At 67.0% G+C, this 13,801-nt stretch carries 14 protein-coding genes; 7 read left to right on the top strand and 7 right to left on the bottom strand.

Annotated elements, in window-relative coordinates; translation table 11 throughout:
* The first annotated feature begins 127 nt into the window (after nt 1–127).
* Nucleotides 128–1,156 carry a phosphate signaling complex PhoU family protein gene (locus LPA46_RS03370; protein ID WP_230891374.1) on the top strand — a complete coding sequence of 343 codons (1,029 nt, stop codon included), beginning with the start codon at nt 128–130 and terminating at the stop codon, nt 1,154–1,156.
* On the opposite strand, the gene LPA46_RS19070 is transcribed toward LPA46_RS03370, so the two are convergent.
* Together LPA46_RS19070 and LPA46_RS03365 are read right to left on the bottom strand one after the other, a co-directional pair.
* On the bottom strand, nt 1,149–1,556 hold the full coding sequence (locus LPA46_RS19070; protein WP_442908205.1) for a DUF7528 family protein: 408 nt from the start codon (nt 1,554–1,556) through the stop codon (nt 1,149–1,151). The two genes, LPA46_RS03370 and LPA46_RS19070, sit on opposite strands and share 8 nt — an antisense overlap.
* 118 nt (nt 1,557–1,674) lie before the next feature.
* Nucleotides 1,675–2,874 carry an LEA type 2 family protein gene (locus LPA46_RS03365; protein WP_230891373.1) on the bottom strand — a complete coding sequence of 400 codons (1,200 nt, stop codon included), beginning with the start codon at nt 2,872–2,874 and terminating at the stop codon, nt 1,675–1,677.
* 95 nt (nt 2,875–2,969) lie between these two features.
* Between LPA46_RS03365 and LPA46_RS03360 the strand changes: the two genes are divergently transcribed.
* The 4 genes from LPA46_RS03360 to LPA46_RS03345 are packed head-to-tail and all read left to right on the top strand — an operon-like array spanning nt 2,970 to nt 4,672.
* Nucleotides 2,970–3,155, top strand: coding sequence for a DUF7525 family protein (locus LPA46_RS03360; RefSeq protein ID WP_058982012.1), 186 nt, complete (start codon nt 2,970–2,972; stop codon nt 3,153–3,155).
* Nucleotides 3,156–3,194: 39 nt separating this feature from the next.
* Entirely contained in the window at nt 3,195–3,422 is a 228-nt protein-coding gene (locus tag LPA46_RS03355; RefSeq protein ID WP_058982011.1) for a DUF7123 family protein, read from the top strand.
* A gap of 37 nt (nt 3,423–3,459) precedes the next feature.
* A complete protein-coding gene (locus LPA46_RS03350; RefSeq protein WP_230891372.1) occupies nt 3,460–3,873 on the top strand; it encodes a CoxG family protein in 414 nt (137 codons plus the stop codon).
* Nucleotide 3,874: 1 nt separating this feature from the next.
* Entirely contained in the window at nt 3,875–4,672 is a 798-nt protein-coding gene (locus LPA46_RS03345; protein ID WP_230891371.1) for a carbon-nitrogen family hydrolase, read from the top strand.
* A gap of 368 nt (nt 4,673–5,040) precedes the next feature.
* Here LPA46_RS03345 and LPA46_RS03340 read toward each other — a convergent pair whose 3' ends face one another.
* Nucleotides 5,041–6,555, bottom strand: a complete 1,515-nt coding sequence (locus tag LPA46_RS03340; protein ID WP_230891370.1) for an aldehyde dehydrogenase family protein — start codon at nt 6,553–6,555, stop codon at nt 5,041–5,043.
* 57 nt (nt 6,556–6,612) lie between these two features.
* Nucleotides 6,613–7,464 (bottom strand): RIO1 family regulatory kinase/ATPase domain-containing protein, encoded by an 852-nt coding sequence (locus tag LPA46_RS03335; RefSeq protein WP_230891369.1) that lies wholly within the window; start codon nt 7,462–7,464, stop codon nt 6,613–6,615.
* Nucleotides 7,465–7,703: 239 nt separating this feature from the next.
* On the opposite strand from LPA46_RS03335, the gene LPA46_RS03330 reads away from it, so the two are divergent.
* Nucleotides 7,704–8,846 carry an acyl-CoA dehydrogenase family protein gene (locus LPA46_RS03330; protein WP_230891368.1) on the top strand — a complete coding sequence of 381 codons (1,143 nt, stop codon included), beginning with the start codon at nt 7,704–7,706 and terminating at the stop codon, nt 8,844–8,846.
* Nucleotides 8,847–9,234: 388 nt separating this feature from the next.
* On the opposite strand, the gene LPA46_RS03325 is transcribed toward LPA46_RS03330, so the two are convergent.
* Nucleotides 9,235–9,663 carry an adenylyltransferase/cytidyltransferase family protein gene (locus LPA46_RS03325; protein WP_230891367.1) on the bottom strand — a complete coding sequence of 143 codons (429 nt, stop codon included), beginning with the start codon at nt 9,661–9,663 and terminating at the stop codon, nt 9,235–9,237.
* Nucleotides 9,660–10,142 carry a Mov34/MPN/PAD-1 family protein gene (locus LPA46_RS03320; RefSeq protein ID WP_230891366.1) on the bottom strand — a complete coding sequence of 161 codons (483 nt, stop codon included), beginning with the start codon at nt 10,140–10,142 and terminating at the stop codon, nt 9,660–9,662. The genes LPA46_RS03325 and LPA46_RS03320 overlap by 4 nt, the downstream gene beginning before the upstream one ends.
* 133 nt (nt 10,143–10,275) lie before the next feature.
* Between LPA46_RS03320 and LPA46_RS03315 the strand changes: the two genes are divergently transcribed.
* Nucleotides 10,276–12,168, top strand: a complete 1,893-nt coding sequence (locus LPA46_RS03315) for a DHH family phosphoesterase (RefSeq protein WP_230891365.1) — start codon at nt 10,276–10,278, stop codon at nt 12,166–12,168.
* Here the strand turns inward: LPA46_RS03315 and LPA46_RS03310 are convergent, their stop codons facing one another.
* Nucleotides 12,169–13,752, bottom strand: coding sequence for a phospholipase D-like domain-containing protein (locus tag LPA46_RS03310; RefSeq protein ID WP_230891364.1), 1,584 nt, complete (start codon nt 13,750–13,752; stop codon nt 12,169–12,171). It lies immediately after the preceding gene.
* Nucleotides 13,753–13,801 lie beyond the last annotated feature (49 nt).

The raw sequence follows: 13,801 nt of genomic DNA, 5'->3' as shown, positions 1-13,801 counted from the left end.
CCCAGGGGCGGGACAGCCAAAAGGGTCCCGGAATTCGGGGGGACATTTCCGCGCGTCTGCCCACACCTTAAGGCAAGTATAAGGTTAGAGGGATAAGACTAAGGTCGTTCCAGTGCGTTCCAGACGTATGGAAACCCGGAAAGTCCAACGGCTGGGGCCGTCTACGCTGGCGATGACGCTCCCCGCGGAGTGGGCGCGCAATCAGGACGTCGAGAAGGGCGACGAGGTCACCGTCCGCGAGAGCGGGAAGGGCTCGCTGACGGTCACGCCCGAGTCCGCGCACGGCGAGGAGACCGAGGCGACGATTCACGCCGAGAACTTCGACGCGGACGCCGTCGAACGCGCCATCGTCGGCCAGTACGTCCTCGGCCGCCGCATCATCCACGTCGAGAGCGAGGACGCCCTCGACTCCGAACACATCAACGCCGTCTACAAGGCCGAGACCCAGCTCATGGGCCTCGGCGTCGTCGAGGAGACGCCCGAACGCATCACCATCCGGTGCTCGGTCGACCCCGAGGACTTCGACCTCGACAACCTCCTCGAACGCCTGGAGAGCACTGGCTCGACGATGCGCGAGGAGGCCGTGAAGGCGCTCGCACACGGCAGCCCGGACATGGCCCAGCGCGCGCTCAACCGCGAGCGCCAGGCGAACAAGATTTTCGTCCTGTTGCTCCGGCTCATCTTCACCGCCTACCAGAACCCGAACCTCGCGCGCGCCGTCGGCCTCGACGACGGCTTCCCGCTCATCGGCTACCGGTCGGTCGCGAAGAACTTAGAGCTCACCGCGGACAACGCCGAGGACATCGCGGAAATCGTGCTCGAAACCGAGGGCCACACCCTCGACGTCGAGCAGTCCACGATGCGGCGCATCCGGGAATTCACCGACCAGGTCGACGAAATCACGGCTGCCGCCGTCGAAGCCGTCGTCACCCGCGACTACGACGCGACCGTCGAGGTCCGCGAACTGTTCGCGGAATTGGGCGACCGCGAGGGCGACATTCTCGACGACCTCCCGGAGATGGACAACGAGGACATCCTCGAAGTCCGAGAAGTGCTCGTGAGCCTCCAGCACACCGCCGAGTACGCGATGCGCAACGCCGAAATCGCGGCGAACCTCGCGCTCAACGAGCAGTCCAGCCACACCACCATCAGCTAGTCTCCGTTTTCTCACCCCGCAGCGGGTTGCGTGACGCCAGCGTACACGGGAACGCCGGGTGTTCGGCGAAGTGCCGCACGAGCATGTGGCGACGCGACCCCGTGAAGCCGGCCGCGGAGAGGTTCTCCGCGCCGAAGGTTTCGGGGAGCCGGTCGAATAGCCGGCGGACCGCCGCGAAACTGTCGAAGACCGCGGAGTTGCCCGTCGACTCCGCGCCGCGGCGTTCGACGACGTAGCTGCCGTCCTCGCGGTGCTCGGCGGCAGTGCGGAAGAATTCTTCGCGACTCGTCAGCGCGTCACCGACGGCGTCCCGGAGTTCGGCGGCGTGCTCGCGGGAGAGTTCGATGGTTTCGCCGTCGACGGTGACGCGGATATCGCCGCCGTCTGGCTCGACGGCGATGGACTGTTCACAGTCGGAGAACGCGACCAGGAGCCTGGGTACTCCGGTTCATGTGTGCTGAAAGTGAAGCATCGCGTAAAAATCTATCCCCGGCGCGGGGCAGTGCCACGAAGCCTAGTCAGGCTGGCTGCGAACCGCGCGCGAGCAAGCCGTCCTCGGTCGTCGTCCCGTCACCGCTGGTGGTCGTGCTGTCGTCCGTGGTCGTTCCGTCGGTTGTCGTGCTGTCCGACGTAGTCCCGCTGCTCGAGGTCGTGCCGTCGCTGGTGGTAGTCGTGCCGTCGCTGGTGGTAGTCGTGCCGTCGGCGGTCGTCGTAGTCGTCTCGTTGTCGCTCACCTCGCCACCGGCATCACTGCCCGAGTCGCCCTTGTTCCCGAACATGTCGGTCTCGATGGTCTGCGTGTACGTCAGTTCGTCCAGCGGCACGCGAATCGTCTCCGAGGAGCCCGGCGGCTCGATTTCCGCGTAGAAGTCGATGCGGAGCTCGGTCGTCTGGTTGTTCTCGACGTGGGTCACCCACCACTCGTCGAGATTCTCGTTGTCGATGACCGTCGGCGTCTCCACCACGCGGGAACTCTTCCCGGGGATGGTCTGCCCGTTCTCGGTCTCGCCCGCGCCGACCGGCACGCCGTTCATCGTGATGTTGTAGCCGACGTTCGAGACGACGACCGGCGACGTCTTCGGGTTGTAGACGCCGAATTCCAGGTCGATGGGCGTCTCCGCGTCGGTGACGTTGCCCCAGGAGGCGTTCGTCCGCTCGATGACGAGCACGGGGTCCTCGACGAGCGGCATCTCGGCGTTCACCGGGCGGTCCTCGCTGGAGTTGAACTGGCCGAGCAGGTCCGTCTCGATGGTCTCGGCGGCCGGCTGGAACGACGCCGACTGGCCGACGAACCCGGGCTGAACAGTCGCGGACACGGTGAGGCTCGTCTGCTCGCCGCCCCGGACGTGGCTCACCCACCACGCGGGGATGCGCTCGTTGTGGAGTTGCGTCGTCAGATTCACCGTCGAGTTCCCGGTGCCGATGCCGACGCCGTGTTTGTCCCCGCTGGCCATCCGGATATCGTTCATCGCCACCGTGTAGTTCACGCTGGTGTCACCGAGCCGAACGCCGACCGGGTTCGGGTTGTGTATCACGAGGTCGGTCTCGATTTCGGTGTAGGTGTCGTTGACCTCACCGAATTCGTTGTCGACCTGTTCGACGGTCGGCACGCCGAGGAAGCCGGCGAAGAAGGCGCCACCGGCGACCAGTCCGAGGCCGGCGACGACCGTGATAGCGACCCGTATCGTGCTCCCGAACAGCAGCGCGCGGACGTCCATGCTCGATTCGGGGTGCTTGCACAGTGAAAGTCTGTCGGCCTCCGCGGTCGCACCGAGTAGAACCAGTTAAGGGATACCACACGCAACGCCCTGCCATGACGACTGGGTCCACGCAGGAAACGGACATGGGCGTCGGCGTCGGCCTCGCGTTCGGCCTGCTCGCCGTCGCCGCGGCCGCGTACACGTTCGTCGCGCCCGGACAGTTCCAAACCGCACTCGGCTTCGCCGGCGCCGTCACGCTGTCGGCGCTGTGCGTCGCCGCCCTCCACGTGTGGGGGTAGCAAAAGCGATAAACCGCCTTCGGCCGTAGTTGTCAGGTAATGACCGACGAATACACCGACGAGGAACGCCGGATTCTGGAGTTCCTCCACGAGAGCGTCGAGAAGGGCGAGCGGTACTTCCGCTCGAAGAACATCGCGAACCACCTCGGCCTCTCCTCGAAGCAGGTCGGTGTGCGGCTCCCCGAACTCGCGGAGAAGACCGAGGACGTCGACATCGAGAAGTGGAGTCGCTCGAAGTCGACGACGTGGCGCGTCGAACCCGCGTAATCGGCGGCTTTTTGCTGGCGGGCGGAAAAGTCCGCGTATGACAGTTCGGGTCGAGCGCACGTTCGAGGTGTCGGTATCGCCCGAAGACGTGTGGGCGTTCATCGCCGACCCCGAGAAGCGCGCGGGCGCAATCAGCGTCGTGGACAGCTACGAGCACGAGGGCGACACGACGACGTGGCACGTCCGCCTCCCGATTCCGGTCGTCCGGAGCACGATTCCCGTGGAGACGCGGGACGTCGAGACGGAACCCCCGCGGTACGTGAAGTTCGTTGGGAAGTCCCGAATTTTCGACGTCACGGGCGAGCACGAGGTCGAAGCCGCGAACGGCGGCTCCCGCGTGACCAACCGGTTCGTCGTCGACGGCAAAGTCCCGGGCGTGGAGAAGTTCTTCGAGCGCAACCTGGACGACGAACTCGACGGCCTCCAGAGCGCGCTGGAGGCGGAGGCCTGAGATGCGCGTCGCACTCGCCCAGATCGACGTCGAGGGCGCTGCCGTCGACGCGAACGTCGAGCGCGCCGTCGCAGCCATCCGAGAAGCCGCCAGCGAGGGCGCGGACCTCGTCTGCCTGCCGGAGCTGTTCAACGTCGGCTTCTTCGCGTTCGACGCCTACCAGCGCGAGGCCGAACCGCTGGACGGCCCCTCCCTCTCCGCGGTCCGCGAGGCGGCCGTCGAGGCGGACGTCGCTCTGCTCGCGGGGAGCATCGTCGAGGAGTTGAGCGAAACCGAAGGTGGCCCCGACGAGGACGGCCTCTCGAACACGAGTGTGCTCTTCGACAGCGATGGCGAGCGCCTGCTCGCGTACCGGAAACACCACCTCTTCGGCTACGAGTCCGCGGAAGCCCAACTGCTGACGCCCGGTGAGCGGGTTCCGACCGCCAAAATCGGCGGGTTCACGGCTGCGGTCACGACGTGCTACGACCTCCGGTTCCCGGAACTCTACCGGGAGCTGGTCGCCGACGGCGTCGACCTCCTGCTCGTGCCGTCGGCGTGGCCGTACCCGCGCGTCGAACACTGGAAGCTCCTGCCGCAGGCACGCGCCGTCGAGAACCTCGCGTACGTCGCCGCCGTCAACGGCAGCGGTCAATTCGACGAGGCGGAACTGCTCGGCCGCTCGACGGTGTACGACCCCTGGGGAACCCCAGTCGCGAGCACGAGCGACCAGCCCAGCATCGTCTACGCCGACCTCGACCCCGAGCGCGTCGCGACCGTCCGCGAGGAGTTCCCCGCACTCGACGACCGCCGGCACTGACGCGCCGATACCCGCGATACGTGAATTTAAGTGTCGTCGCGCGCTACTCCGTGTTGCCGGTAGTCGACGCTTTTCTCGTCGAACCGGCAAGAACCTCGCGTCCACGTCCGCTCCGCGTCCGCCGACGCGGCCGTGTCCCGGCCCACGGCCGCAGTCCGCGGGAAGTCAACCGCCACCCCTTCCGCCTTCCTCTCTCACGCGCCCCTGAGTCGTGGCTGTCGTCGTAGCTCGAAGAAAAAGCCGCGACGGGCTGCTCAGTCCTCTTCCGTCTTAATGTCCGCAGAGAGACCCTGCAGCCACCAAGCCCTCACGCCTCACTTCGTTCGGCGTTCGCCCTTGGAGATTCCACCAGGGCCGCTACCGGCTGCTCAGTCGTCCTCGGTCTTGATGTCCGCACTCAGCCCTTGGGCCATCTCGATTTCTTTGCTGTTGTTGAGCGTCCACGCGGTGCGCTCGGTGACGGCTTCGATGACCTCGCGAGCGCTCGGGTAGCCGTTACCGGACTTCTTGACGCCGCCGAACGGCAGTTGGACCTCCGCGCCGATGCACGGGAGGTTCCCGTACGCGAGGCCGACTTCGGCGTGGTCGCGGTAGTAGTTGATTTGGCGGTAGTCCTCGCTGATGACCGCGCCAGCGAGTCCGTAGGGCGTGTCGTTGTGGATGTCGACCGCGTGCTCGATGTCCCCGGAGTACTCCACGAGCGCGACGTGTGGGCCGAACACCTCTTCTTTGAGACAGCGGAGGCTCGGGTCGTAGTCGACCTCGTAGACGAACGGGCCGACCCAGTGGCCGTCCTCGTGGCCCTCGGGGATTTCCTCGTCGTCAAGTTCCGTGCGGTCGACGAGCACGTTCGTCGCCTCCTCGCGGGCGAGGTCGTTGTACTGCTGAATCTTCTCGACGTGCTCGGCCTCGATTGCCGGACCCATGAACGTCGAGTCGTCCAGCGGGTCGCCGACAGCGACCTTCTCGGCAACCTCGACGAAGCGCTGCTTGAACTCGTCGTAGATGTCCTCGTGGACGATGAGGCGTTCGCTGGAGACACAGCGCTGGCCAGTCGTCTTGAATGAACTCATCACTGCGGAGTGGACGGCGATGTCGAGGTCCGCTTCTTCCGTAATGACGATGCCGTTCTTCCCGCCCATCTCGCAGGCCGCGAGCTTCCCCGGGTCGCTGGCGACCTCGCTAGCGATTTCGTGACCGACCTCCGCGGAGCCGGTGAACAGCACCGTGTCCACGCGGTCGTCGTCGACGATGGCCGCGCCCGCGTCGCCGTAACCCTGCACCATGTTGAAGACGCCGTCCGGAATCCCGGACTCCTCGAACATCTCCGCGACAATCTGGCCGCACCAGGGTGTCTGCTCGGCGGGCTTCCAGACGACCGTGTTCCCCTCGACGAGCGAGACGGCCATGTGCCAGAACGGAATCGCGACCGGGAAGTTCCACGGCGTGATACAGCCCACGACGCCCCGAGGTTTCCGGCGCATGTAGGCGTCCTTGCTCGGAATCTCGGAGGGCACCACGTCGCCCTTCGGGTGGCGGGCGTCGCCGGCCGCCCACTCGACCATGTGCCACGCCTCGGTGACGTCGGCTTTCCCCTCGCTAATCTCCTTGCCGCACTCCTTGGTGACGACCTCGCCGAGTTCCTCGTGGCGCTCTTTGAGCTCGTGGTAGATGTCCCAGAGGTACTCCGCGCGGTCGATGTGGGAGAGGTCGCGCCACGTCTCGAAGGCGTCGTCGGCGGCCGCGGTGGCCTCGCGGACGTCGGCCTCGGTGCCGCGGTGGAACTCGCCGAGCGACTCGCCGGTCGCGGGGTTCTCGCTCTCGAAGGTCTCGGTCCCGTGGCCGTCGACCCACTCGCCGTCGATGTAATGCTGGTACGTCATCGGCAAAAACTGCGACCGGCGCGGTGAAAAAGGTACACCTTGTGCCCCAGACTCGAGTTACCGCGTCGCGTCGCTGCGCGAACTCGCGGCCTTCTCGATTTCGCCGGCCAGCGCCGCCGCGTCGAAGGCGTGGTCGGGTCGAATCTGAACGAAGCTCAGGAAGTCCTGGGCGTCCAGCAGCGCCGCGGCGTTGTCCGCGCGCGTCCGCGAGCCGTCGCCGGTGTCGTAGGCGTCCAGCGCCACCTCGACGACGGTCTGGGCGCCGACGAGCGGTTCGAGCGCGGCCAGCGCACACGCGAGGTCGTACGCGCGAGCGCCTTCCAATCCGTCGCCGGCGACGTTCGTCGCGTCGATGAAGTAGAGGTCGTCCTCGTAGACGAGGACGTTCTCGCCGCGCAGGTCGCCGTGTGCGACGCCGTTCTCGTGCATCGTCGCGAGCGCGCCGAACAGCTCGGGCGCGTGGCGTTCGACGGCGTCGGCGGGGAGGTCGTCGAGTGGGCGGAACTCCGGGAGGTACTCGAGGACGAGCACGCCGAGCCCGTCCACCTCGAACGCCTCCACGGGTTCGGGCGCGTTCACGCCGATGTCGCGGAGTTTCTGCGTGGCTTCGAGTTCGTGCTCGGCCATCTCGACGGGGCCGTCGAACGGCTCGAAGAACCCCTCGCGGCCGCTGGAGAACGCGCCGAGGTTCCGCGCGCCGGTGAACAGCGCGTGCACGAGCGCGTTCTGCCCGGAGACAATCTTCACGAACCAGCGATCGTTGACGACGCAGGGCGTCGACAGCCAGTTGTCCGTCTCCAGGAACGTCACCCGGACCGTCTCCTGGTCGTAGCGGTCGGCGACCTCGCGGGCGACGGCTTCCAAGGAGTCCCACGGGACGGTCCCGCGGACGAACTGGCGGATGCTCACACCGACGAGAGGGGCCGCGCGAATAAAATTCCGGCGGGCGCGTGCTCGACCGAATGGGAGAGCACGTTATTGCGAACGGTGAACGCAGTGAACCGTGAGCGGAGTGAGCCGCGAGCAGCGTACTCGAATAGCGCAACCCACGAGACGCCCTCCCCCGGAGAGCGCCCGAGCACCGACGAGATGGGAATCGTTCACGGTCGTTCCGGTGTGTTTATGCTGGCGGTGGCAAAGTTTGCAGTATGGACTTCGACCTTCCCGACGAACACCGGATGATTCGGGACACCGTCAGGGAGTTCGCGGAGGCGGAAATCGAGCCCATCGCGTGGGACATCGAGGAGGAACACCGCTTCCCGGCGGAGGTGTTCGAGGAGCTCGCGGACCTCGACATGATGGGCGTGCCCGTCAGCGAGGAGTACGGCGGGCTCGGCGGCGACCAACTGATGTACGCGCTCGTCGCGGAGGAACTCGGCCGCGTCTCGGGCTCTATCGGGCTGTCGTACGCCGCGCACGTCTCGCTGGCGTCGAAGCCAATCGAACTGTTCGGCACGGACGAGCAGAAGGAGCGCTGGCTGCGCCCGCTCGCGGAAGGCGAGTACCTCGGTTCGTGGGCGCTCACCGAACCCGACAGCGGCAGCGACGCCAGCGACATGGACACGACCGCCGAGAAGGACGGTGACGAGTACGTGCTCAACGGCACGAAGCAGTTCATCACGAACGCCTCCGTCGCGGGCAGCGTGCTCGTGAAGGCCGTCACGGACCCCGAGGCGGGCTACGGCGGTATCTCCACGTTCATCGTCGACCCCGAGGAAGACGACGGCTTCGAGGTCACGACCGAGTGGGACAAGATGGGGTTGAACGCCTCGCCGACCTGCGAGATTCAGTTCGACGACTGCCGGATTCCCGCCGACCGCCTGCTCGGCGAGGAGGGCGAGGGCTGGGAGCAGACGAAGAAGACCCTCGACGGCGGCCGCATCTCCATCGCGGCGCTCTCCACGGGCCTCGCACAGGGAGCCTACGAGGCCGCCAAGGAGTACGCCGTCGAGCGCGAGCAGTTCGGCCAGCCAATCTCCGAATTCGACGCCATCCGGAACAAACTCGTCTCCATGCACCGGAAGACCGAGCGCGCCCGCCTCCTCACGCACAAGGCCGCGACGCGCTACGACAACGGCGAATCCGTCACGCAAGAATCGGCGCTCGCGAAACTCGACGCCAGCGAAGCCGCCCGCGAAGTCGCCGAGGACGCCGTCCAGACGCTCGGCGGCTACGGCTACACCACGGACTTCGCCCCGCAGCGGTTCTTCCGCGACGCCAAACTCATGGAAATTGGCGAGGGGACGAGCGAGATTCAGCACCTCGTCATCGGCCGCGAGCTAGGATTGTAAATCGGGAATGCTGGCGCTGTCTTCGCCATCGCTGTCTCCTCCTCGGAAGCCCCCGTTCGCTCGACTCGCGCGGGTCGCTGTGCGCCTCGTCGCTCGCTACGCTCGCTCCTGCGGTGCTTGCATCCCCGTGCTTCGCCGAGCGAACGGCCCCTTCCAGTCCCACCTCGTTGCTCGTTCGGTGAGTGTGGTTCTGCCGGCTGACCCGTCTGTGCGGGTGGGACTGAAAGGGGCGGCTGGCTCGCGTTCAATTTAGTCGTCTCGCGACGCAAGCACCGCAGCGAACGCAGTGAGCGAGGAGCACAGCGAGCGAGCGACCGCGAGCCAGCCGGGGCTTTCGAGGAGATACCGTTGGCAGAGTCGAACGGATACGTGCCCGCGAAAAACAAACCTAGCAGCGCTGTTGCAGAATCCGGTCGACGATGTCGCCCGTAGACAGTACTTCGTCGTCGTAGCGCTTCTCGCGGCCCGACGCGCGGCGGACTTCGCAGTCGACGCCGCGGTCCGCGAGTTCGCTCTCGATGGCGTCGGCGTCGTGGTGTTGGTCGTAGCCGAGCGCGATGACGTCCGGGTCGATGTCCTCGATGGGGGCGAAGATGTCGGATTCGTGGCCGACGCGGGCGTGGTCGACGGCGTCGAGGGCGGCGACGACGTCGCGGCGCTGGCGGTTCGGGAGCACCGGCGGTTCCTTGTGGGTGACGTTCTCGCGGCGCGCGACGATGACGTGCAGTTCGTCACCCATCGCGGCAGCGTCCTCCAGGTAGTGAATGTGGCCGGGGTGAATCAGGTCGAAAGTCCCCTGCGCGACGACTCGTCTCACAGTTCCTCGTCGATGTCTTCCTGCGTGAAGTCGAAAAACGATTCGGGTTCGGGGAGCGGGACGTCGTAGACGTCGAGGGTGCGGGGTTCGCCCTCGTGGTCGAACGCGCGCCACGAGTTCGGGTCGTAGGGCGCGCCGAGGATGATGTGGACGTCGCCGCAGCCGAACGTCGCACGGTCGGCGTCGGAGGGCGCGAGCACGCCGTTGGGGTGGGAGTGGACGCTCCCGACGTTGCGCATGTCGTTGGGGACTTGGCTGGAGTTGAACGTCGCGCTCACGGGGTTGGTCTCCGTGCCCGGCACCATCAACACGTCCGTGACGACGTAGCCGTCGTCGGGGCCGACGTCGAACTCCTTGGCGGGCGTCCCGCGCAGCAGGCCGAGGTACTCGTTGGGGTGGCTGTCCTCGGCGGCTTCCATCGCGAAGTCCAGGGCTTCCCGTGCGATGCCGACGACGTCGGGACGCCCACCGAACAGCATACCTGATAGTCGGCGGCGGTGACTGTTGAGGCTTCCGGAACATCGCGGGACACGGGTCCGCCAGTTTCGCGCGTTCGCACGCGAGACGGCCTTGAAAAGGGTTAAAAACGCCGACGCCGAATCTAGGCACAAGATGACTGACGCTTCCTCCGACGACGAGGCCGACCGGCCGGTCGTCGTCGACCTCCACTCCTCGTGTACCGCGCAGGAGGTCGAATCCGGCGAGTACTACCACGCGACCGTGAACGGCGTCGTCGACTACGGCGTCTTCGTCGACCTCTCCGAGCACGTCTCCGGGCTCGTCCACGAGTCCACGTTCGACGGCGAGCAGGACCTCTACGTCGGCGACGACGTCGTCGTGAAGCTCACGGAAGTCCGCGAGAACGGCGACCTGAGCTTCGAACTCGCCGCCCTCGACGACTACGAGACCGTCGAGCGCGAGCACAGCTACGACCGCATCGACGCCGAGACTGTCGGCGACCACGTCGGCGAGACCGTCCACGTCGAGGGCGAGGTCGTGCAAATCAAGCAGACCGGCGGCCCGACCATCTTCCGCGTGCGTGACGAGACCAGCGCCGTCCCGTGTACGGCCTTCGAGGCTGCGGGCGTTCGCGCGCACCCGGTCGTGGAAGTCGGCGACCTCGTGCACGTGAAAGGCGACGTCGAGGAGCGCGAAGGAACCTACCAGGTCGAAGTCACGGAAATCGACGTGCTCGAAGCCGAGGAAGCCGCCGACGTCGCGGGCCGTCTCGACGCCGCGCTCACCGAGCGCGCCGAACCCATCGACGTCGACCCGCTCGTCGACTGGCCGGCCCTCGAAGGGATGTTGCCGGAACTGCGCTCGGTCGCGCGCACGCTCCGCCGCGCCGTCCTCGAAGGCCGCCCGATTCGGATGCGCCACCACGCCGACGGCGACGGCATGGCCGCCAGCGTCCCCGTGCAGTACGCGCTCACGCAGTTCATCGAGGACGCTCACCAGGACACCGACGCCGCGCGCCACCTCCTCAAGCGCCTCCCGAGCAAGGCCCCGTACTACGAGATGGAGGACGCCACCCGCGACCTCAACTTCGCGCTCGAAGACCGCGCGCGCCACGGCCAGAAGCTCCCGCTGCTCCTCATGCTGGACAACGGCAGCACCGAGGAGGACACGCCCGCGTACAAGGCGCTGGACAACTACGACATCCCCATCGTCGTCGTCGACCACCACCACCCCGACCCCGACGCCGTGAACCCGCTCGTCGAGGAGCACGTCAACCCCTACCTCCACGGCGAGGACTACCGCATCACCACGGGGATGCTCTGCGTCGAACTCGCGCGCATGATCTACCCCGGGCTCACCGAGGAACTCGAACACGTCCCCGCGGTCGCGGGGCTCTCGGACCGCTCGAAGGCCGACGAGATGACCGACTACCTCGAAATTGCCCGCGAGGCCGGCTACGACGACCAGTTCCTCCAGAACATCAGCGAGGCGCTGGACTACGAGGCGTACATGCTGCGCTACGACCCCGGTACGCAGCTCATCAACGACATCCTCAACGTGAACGGCGACGAGGACCGGCACCGCGAACTCGTGCCGTTCCTCGCGAACCGCGCCGACGAAGACGTCGCCGAACAGCTCGAGGCGGCGACCCCGCACGTCGAACACGAGCGCGTCGCGAACGGCGCGAACCTCTACCGCATTGACGTCGAGAACCACGCCCACCGGTTCACGTACCCCGCGCCGGGGAAGACCACCGGCGAAATCCACGACCGCAAAGTCGAGGAGACCGGCGAACCCGTCATCACCATCGGCTACGGGCCGGACTTCTCCGTGCTTCGCAGCGACGGCGTGCGCCTCGACATCCCGACGATGGTCGAGGAACTCAACGAAGAACTTCCGGGTGCGGGCGTCTCCGGCGGCGGCCACCTCGTCGTCGGCTCCATCCGCTTCGTCCCCGGGATGCGCGAGGAAGTGCTGGACGCCCTCATCGAGAAGATGGCGGAAGCCGAACTCGACGAGGAACTCCACACCGCCCCGAAGCGGTAGTCACCGCTCCCCGTTCTCCTGCCAGAAGCCGTCGCGGCCGACGTCACTACTATCGCCGAATTCGATTCGCCGAGCGCAGCCTGCAGTAGCGACTGCAGCGACGGCGACGACTACAGCGAGGGCGACAGGGAACCGCCACGCGCCGCCGCGCCAGTCCGCGCGGAACGCGCGCCCGAAGTAGTCCGCGACCGCGTCGTCTTCGACAACGACCACGACTTCGCGGTTCTCCGTGGCGGCGTGCTCGTTCCAATTTAGACTGCCCACGAGCGCGCGCTCGCCGTCCACGACCGCGCCCTTGACGTGGACTTTCTCGAAGCGCGACCGCGGCTCGACGAGTCGCGCGTCCAGGTTCAGGTTCTCTTCGGCGGCGATGCGGTTCAGGCGCTCCGTCGTGTTCCGGTTGTCCGCACGAGCGTACCACTTCCCGGACAGCAGCACGCGCACGCGGACGCCGCGCCGCGCAGCGTCGATAGTCCAATTCGTGAACGCGCTGTTCCGTTCGAGGCTCGCCTGCTCGACGACCAGCGACTCGTTCGCGGAGGCCACGAGGTCGCGCACCCCGGAGCGCGCGTTGTCGGGCGCGACCAGCACGCGGACGCTGTCGGCCTCTGAGTCTACTGGCGGAAACCGTGTCGGGTACGACTCAGTCGCCGGCTCGCCGTCGACGACGGTGAAGTTCTCGCGGACGGCTCGCCAGGGCTTGGCGTCCGTCCAACTGGTGTCCGCGCGGAACACGCGCGCGAGGTGGTCGGCAATTTGCGGATTTTCGACGGTGACGCCCCAGCCGCGGTTGCCGTGGCCGCCGCTGCCCGAGGGCTTCCAGTTCTCCGAGAGCACGACCGCGCGGTCGTCGGCGACGGCGTACTTGGCGTGGTGGAAACTGTACCGGGCGCGCTCGCCGTCGAGGACCCGGACGTCGACGCCCGCAGCACGGAGCATGTCGAGCCGGTCGTCTTCTGGGCTGGGCGCGCCGCCAGCGACGCTTCCCTCGACGAGTACGCGTACGTCCACACCACGCTGTGCGGCCGCGGCGAGCGCGCGAGTGGCGCGTGCGGAGGTGAACGTGTAGCCCGCGAGGTAGAGTCGGCGCTCGGCGGATTCGAGGGTCTCGATGGGCGGGCCGGCGGCGTCGGGGAGCGCGAACGCGGACACGGAGACGTTCGTTGCAGCGAACGGCGCGAACGAGGAGGCGCCTAGCGGTGTCCACTCGCTCCCGTTCCACTGTTCGGCTGTGGGAGCACGCGGGTACGCGAGTTCGTCGACAGTCTCGTTCCCGGAGCGGAGTTCGACTGTCTCGCCACTGTTTGCGAGTGCAAGTGAGCCGTTCAGCCCGACGACCGGGAGGTCGGTGCGGTTGCGGGCGGCCGCTGGCTGCGTCGAGAGCGCGACCGTCCCGGAGAGCGTGCGGTTCGGAAGTCGGGCGGCGTCGTTGTCGTCGGCGAGCGTCCAGCCAGTCGTGTTCGTCGGCTCGTCGAACGTGACGGCGACGAATTCGCCGGCGTCCCCATCGCTGGCCGGATTGGGCGCGACGGCCGTAATCGTCGCCGACGCGAGCAGCGCGGCGACTGCGAGGCGCGCGAGCACGCCCCGGGTTGGTCCCGGCTTCGTACGTAAAGGTCGGGGAACGCGAGAA

Origin of the sequence: Halobacterium sp. KA-6 (assembly GCF_021029015.1) — an archaeon.
GTDB lineage: Archaea > Halobacteriota > Halobacteria > Halobacteriales > Halobacteriaceae > Halobacterium.
The sequence above is the reverse complement of the archived record's forward strand: the minus strand, read 5'-3'. Positions and strand labels throughout refer to the sequence as shown.

Excerpts from the sequence above, each read along its gene's own strand:
- LPA46_RS03370 (WP_230891374.1), top strand. The coding sequence starts at position 128 with ATGGAAACCCGGAAAGTCCAACGGCTGGGGCCGTCTACGCTGGCGATG.
- LPA46_RS03365 (WP_230891373.1), bottom strand. The coding sequence starts at position 2,874 with ATGGACGTCCGCGCGCTGCTGTTCGGGAGCACGATACGGGTCGCTATC.
- LPA46_RS03360 (WP_058982012.1), top strand. The coding sequence starts at position 2,970 with ATGACGACTGGGTCCACGCAGGAAACGGACATGGGCGTCGGCGTCGGC.
- LPA46_RS03355 (WP_058982011.1), top strand. The coding sequence starts at position 3,195 with ATGACCGACGAATACACCGACGAGGAACGCCGGATTCTGGAGTTCCTC.
- LPA46_RS03350 (WP_230891372.1), top strand. The coding sequence starts at position 3,460 with ATGACAGTTCGGGTCGAGCGCACGTTCGAGGTGTCGGTATCGCCCGAA.
- LPA46_RS03345 (WP_230891371.1), top strand. The coding sequence starts at position 3,875 with ATGCGCGTCGCACTCGCCCAGATCGACGTCGAGGGCGCTGCCGTCGAC.
- LPA46_RS03340 (WP_230891370.1), bottom strand. The coding sequence starts at position 6,555 with ATGACGTACCAGCATTACATCGACGGCGAGTGGGTCGACGGCCACGGG.
- LPA46_RS03330 (WP_230891368.1), top strand. The coding sequence starts at position 7,704 with ATGGACTTCGACCTTCCCGACGAACACCGGATGATTCGGGACACCGTC.
- LPA46_RS03320 (WP_230891366.1), bottom strand. The coding sequence starts at position 10,142 with ATGCTGTTCGGTGGGCGTCCCGACGTCGTCGGCATCGCACGGGAAGCC.
- LPA46_RS03315 (WP_230891365.1), top strand. The coding sequence starts at position 10,276 with ATGACTGACGCTTCCTCCGACGACGAGGCCGACCGGCCGGTCGTCGTC.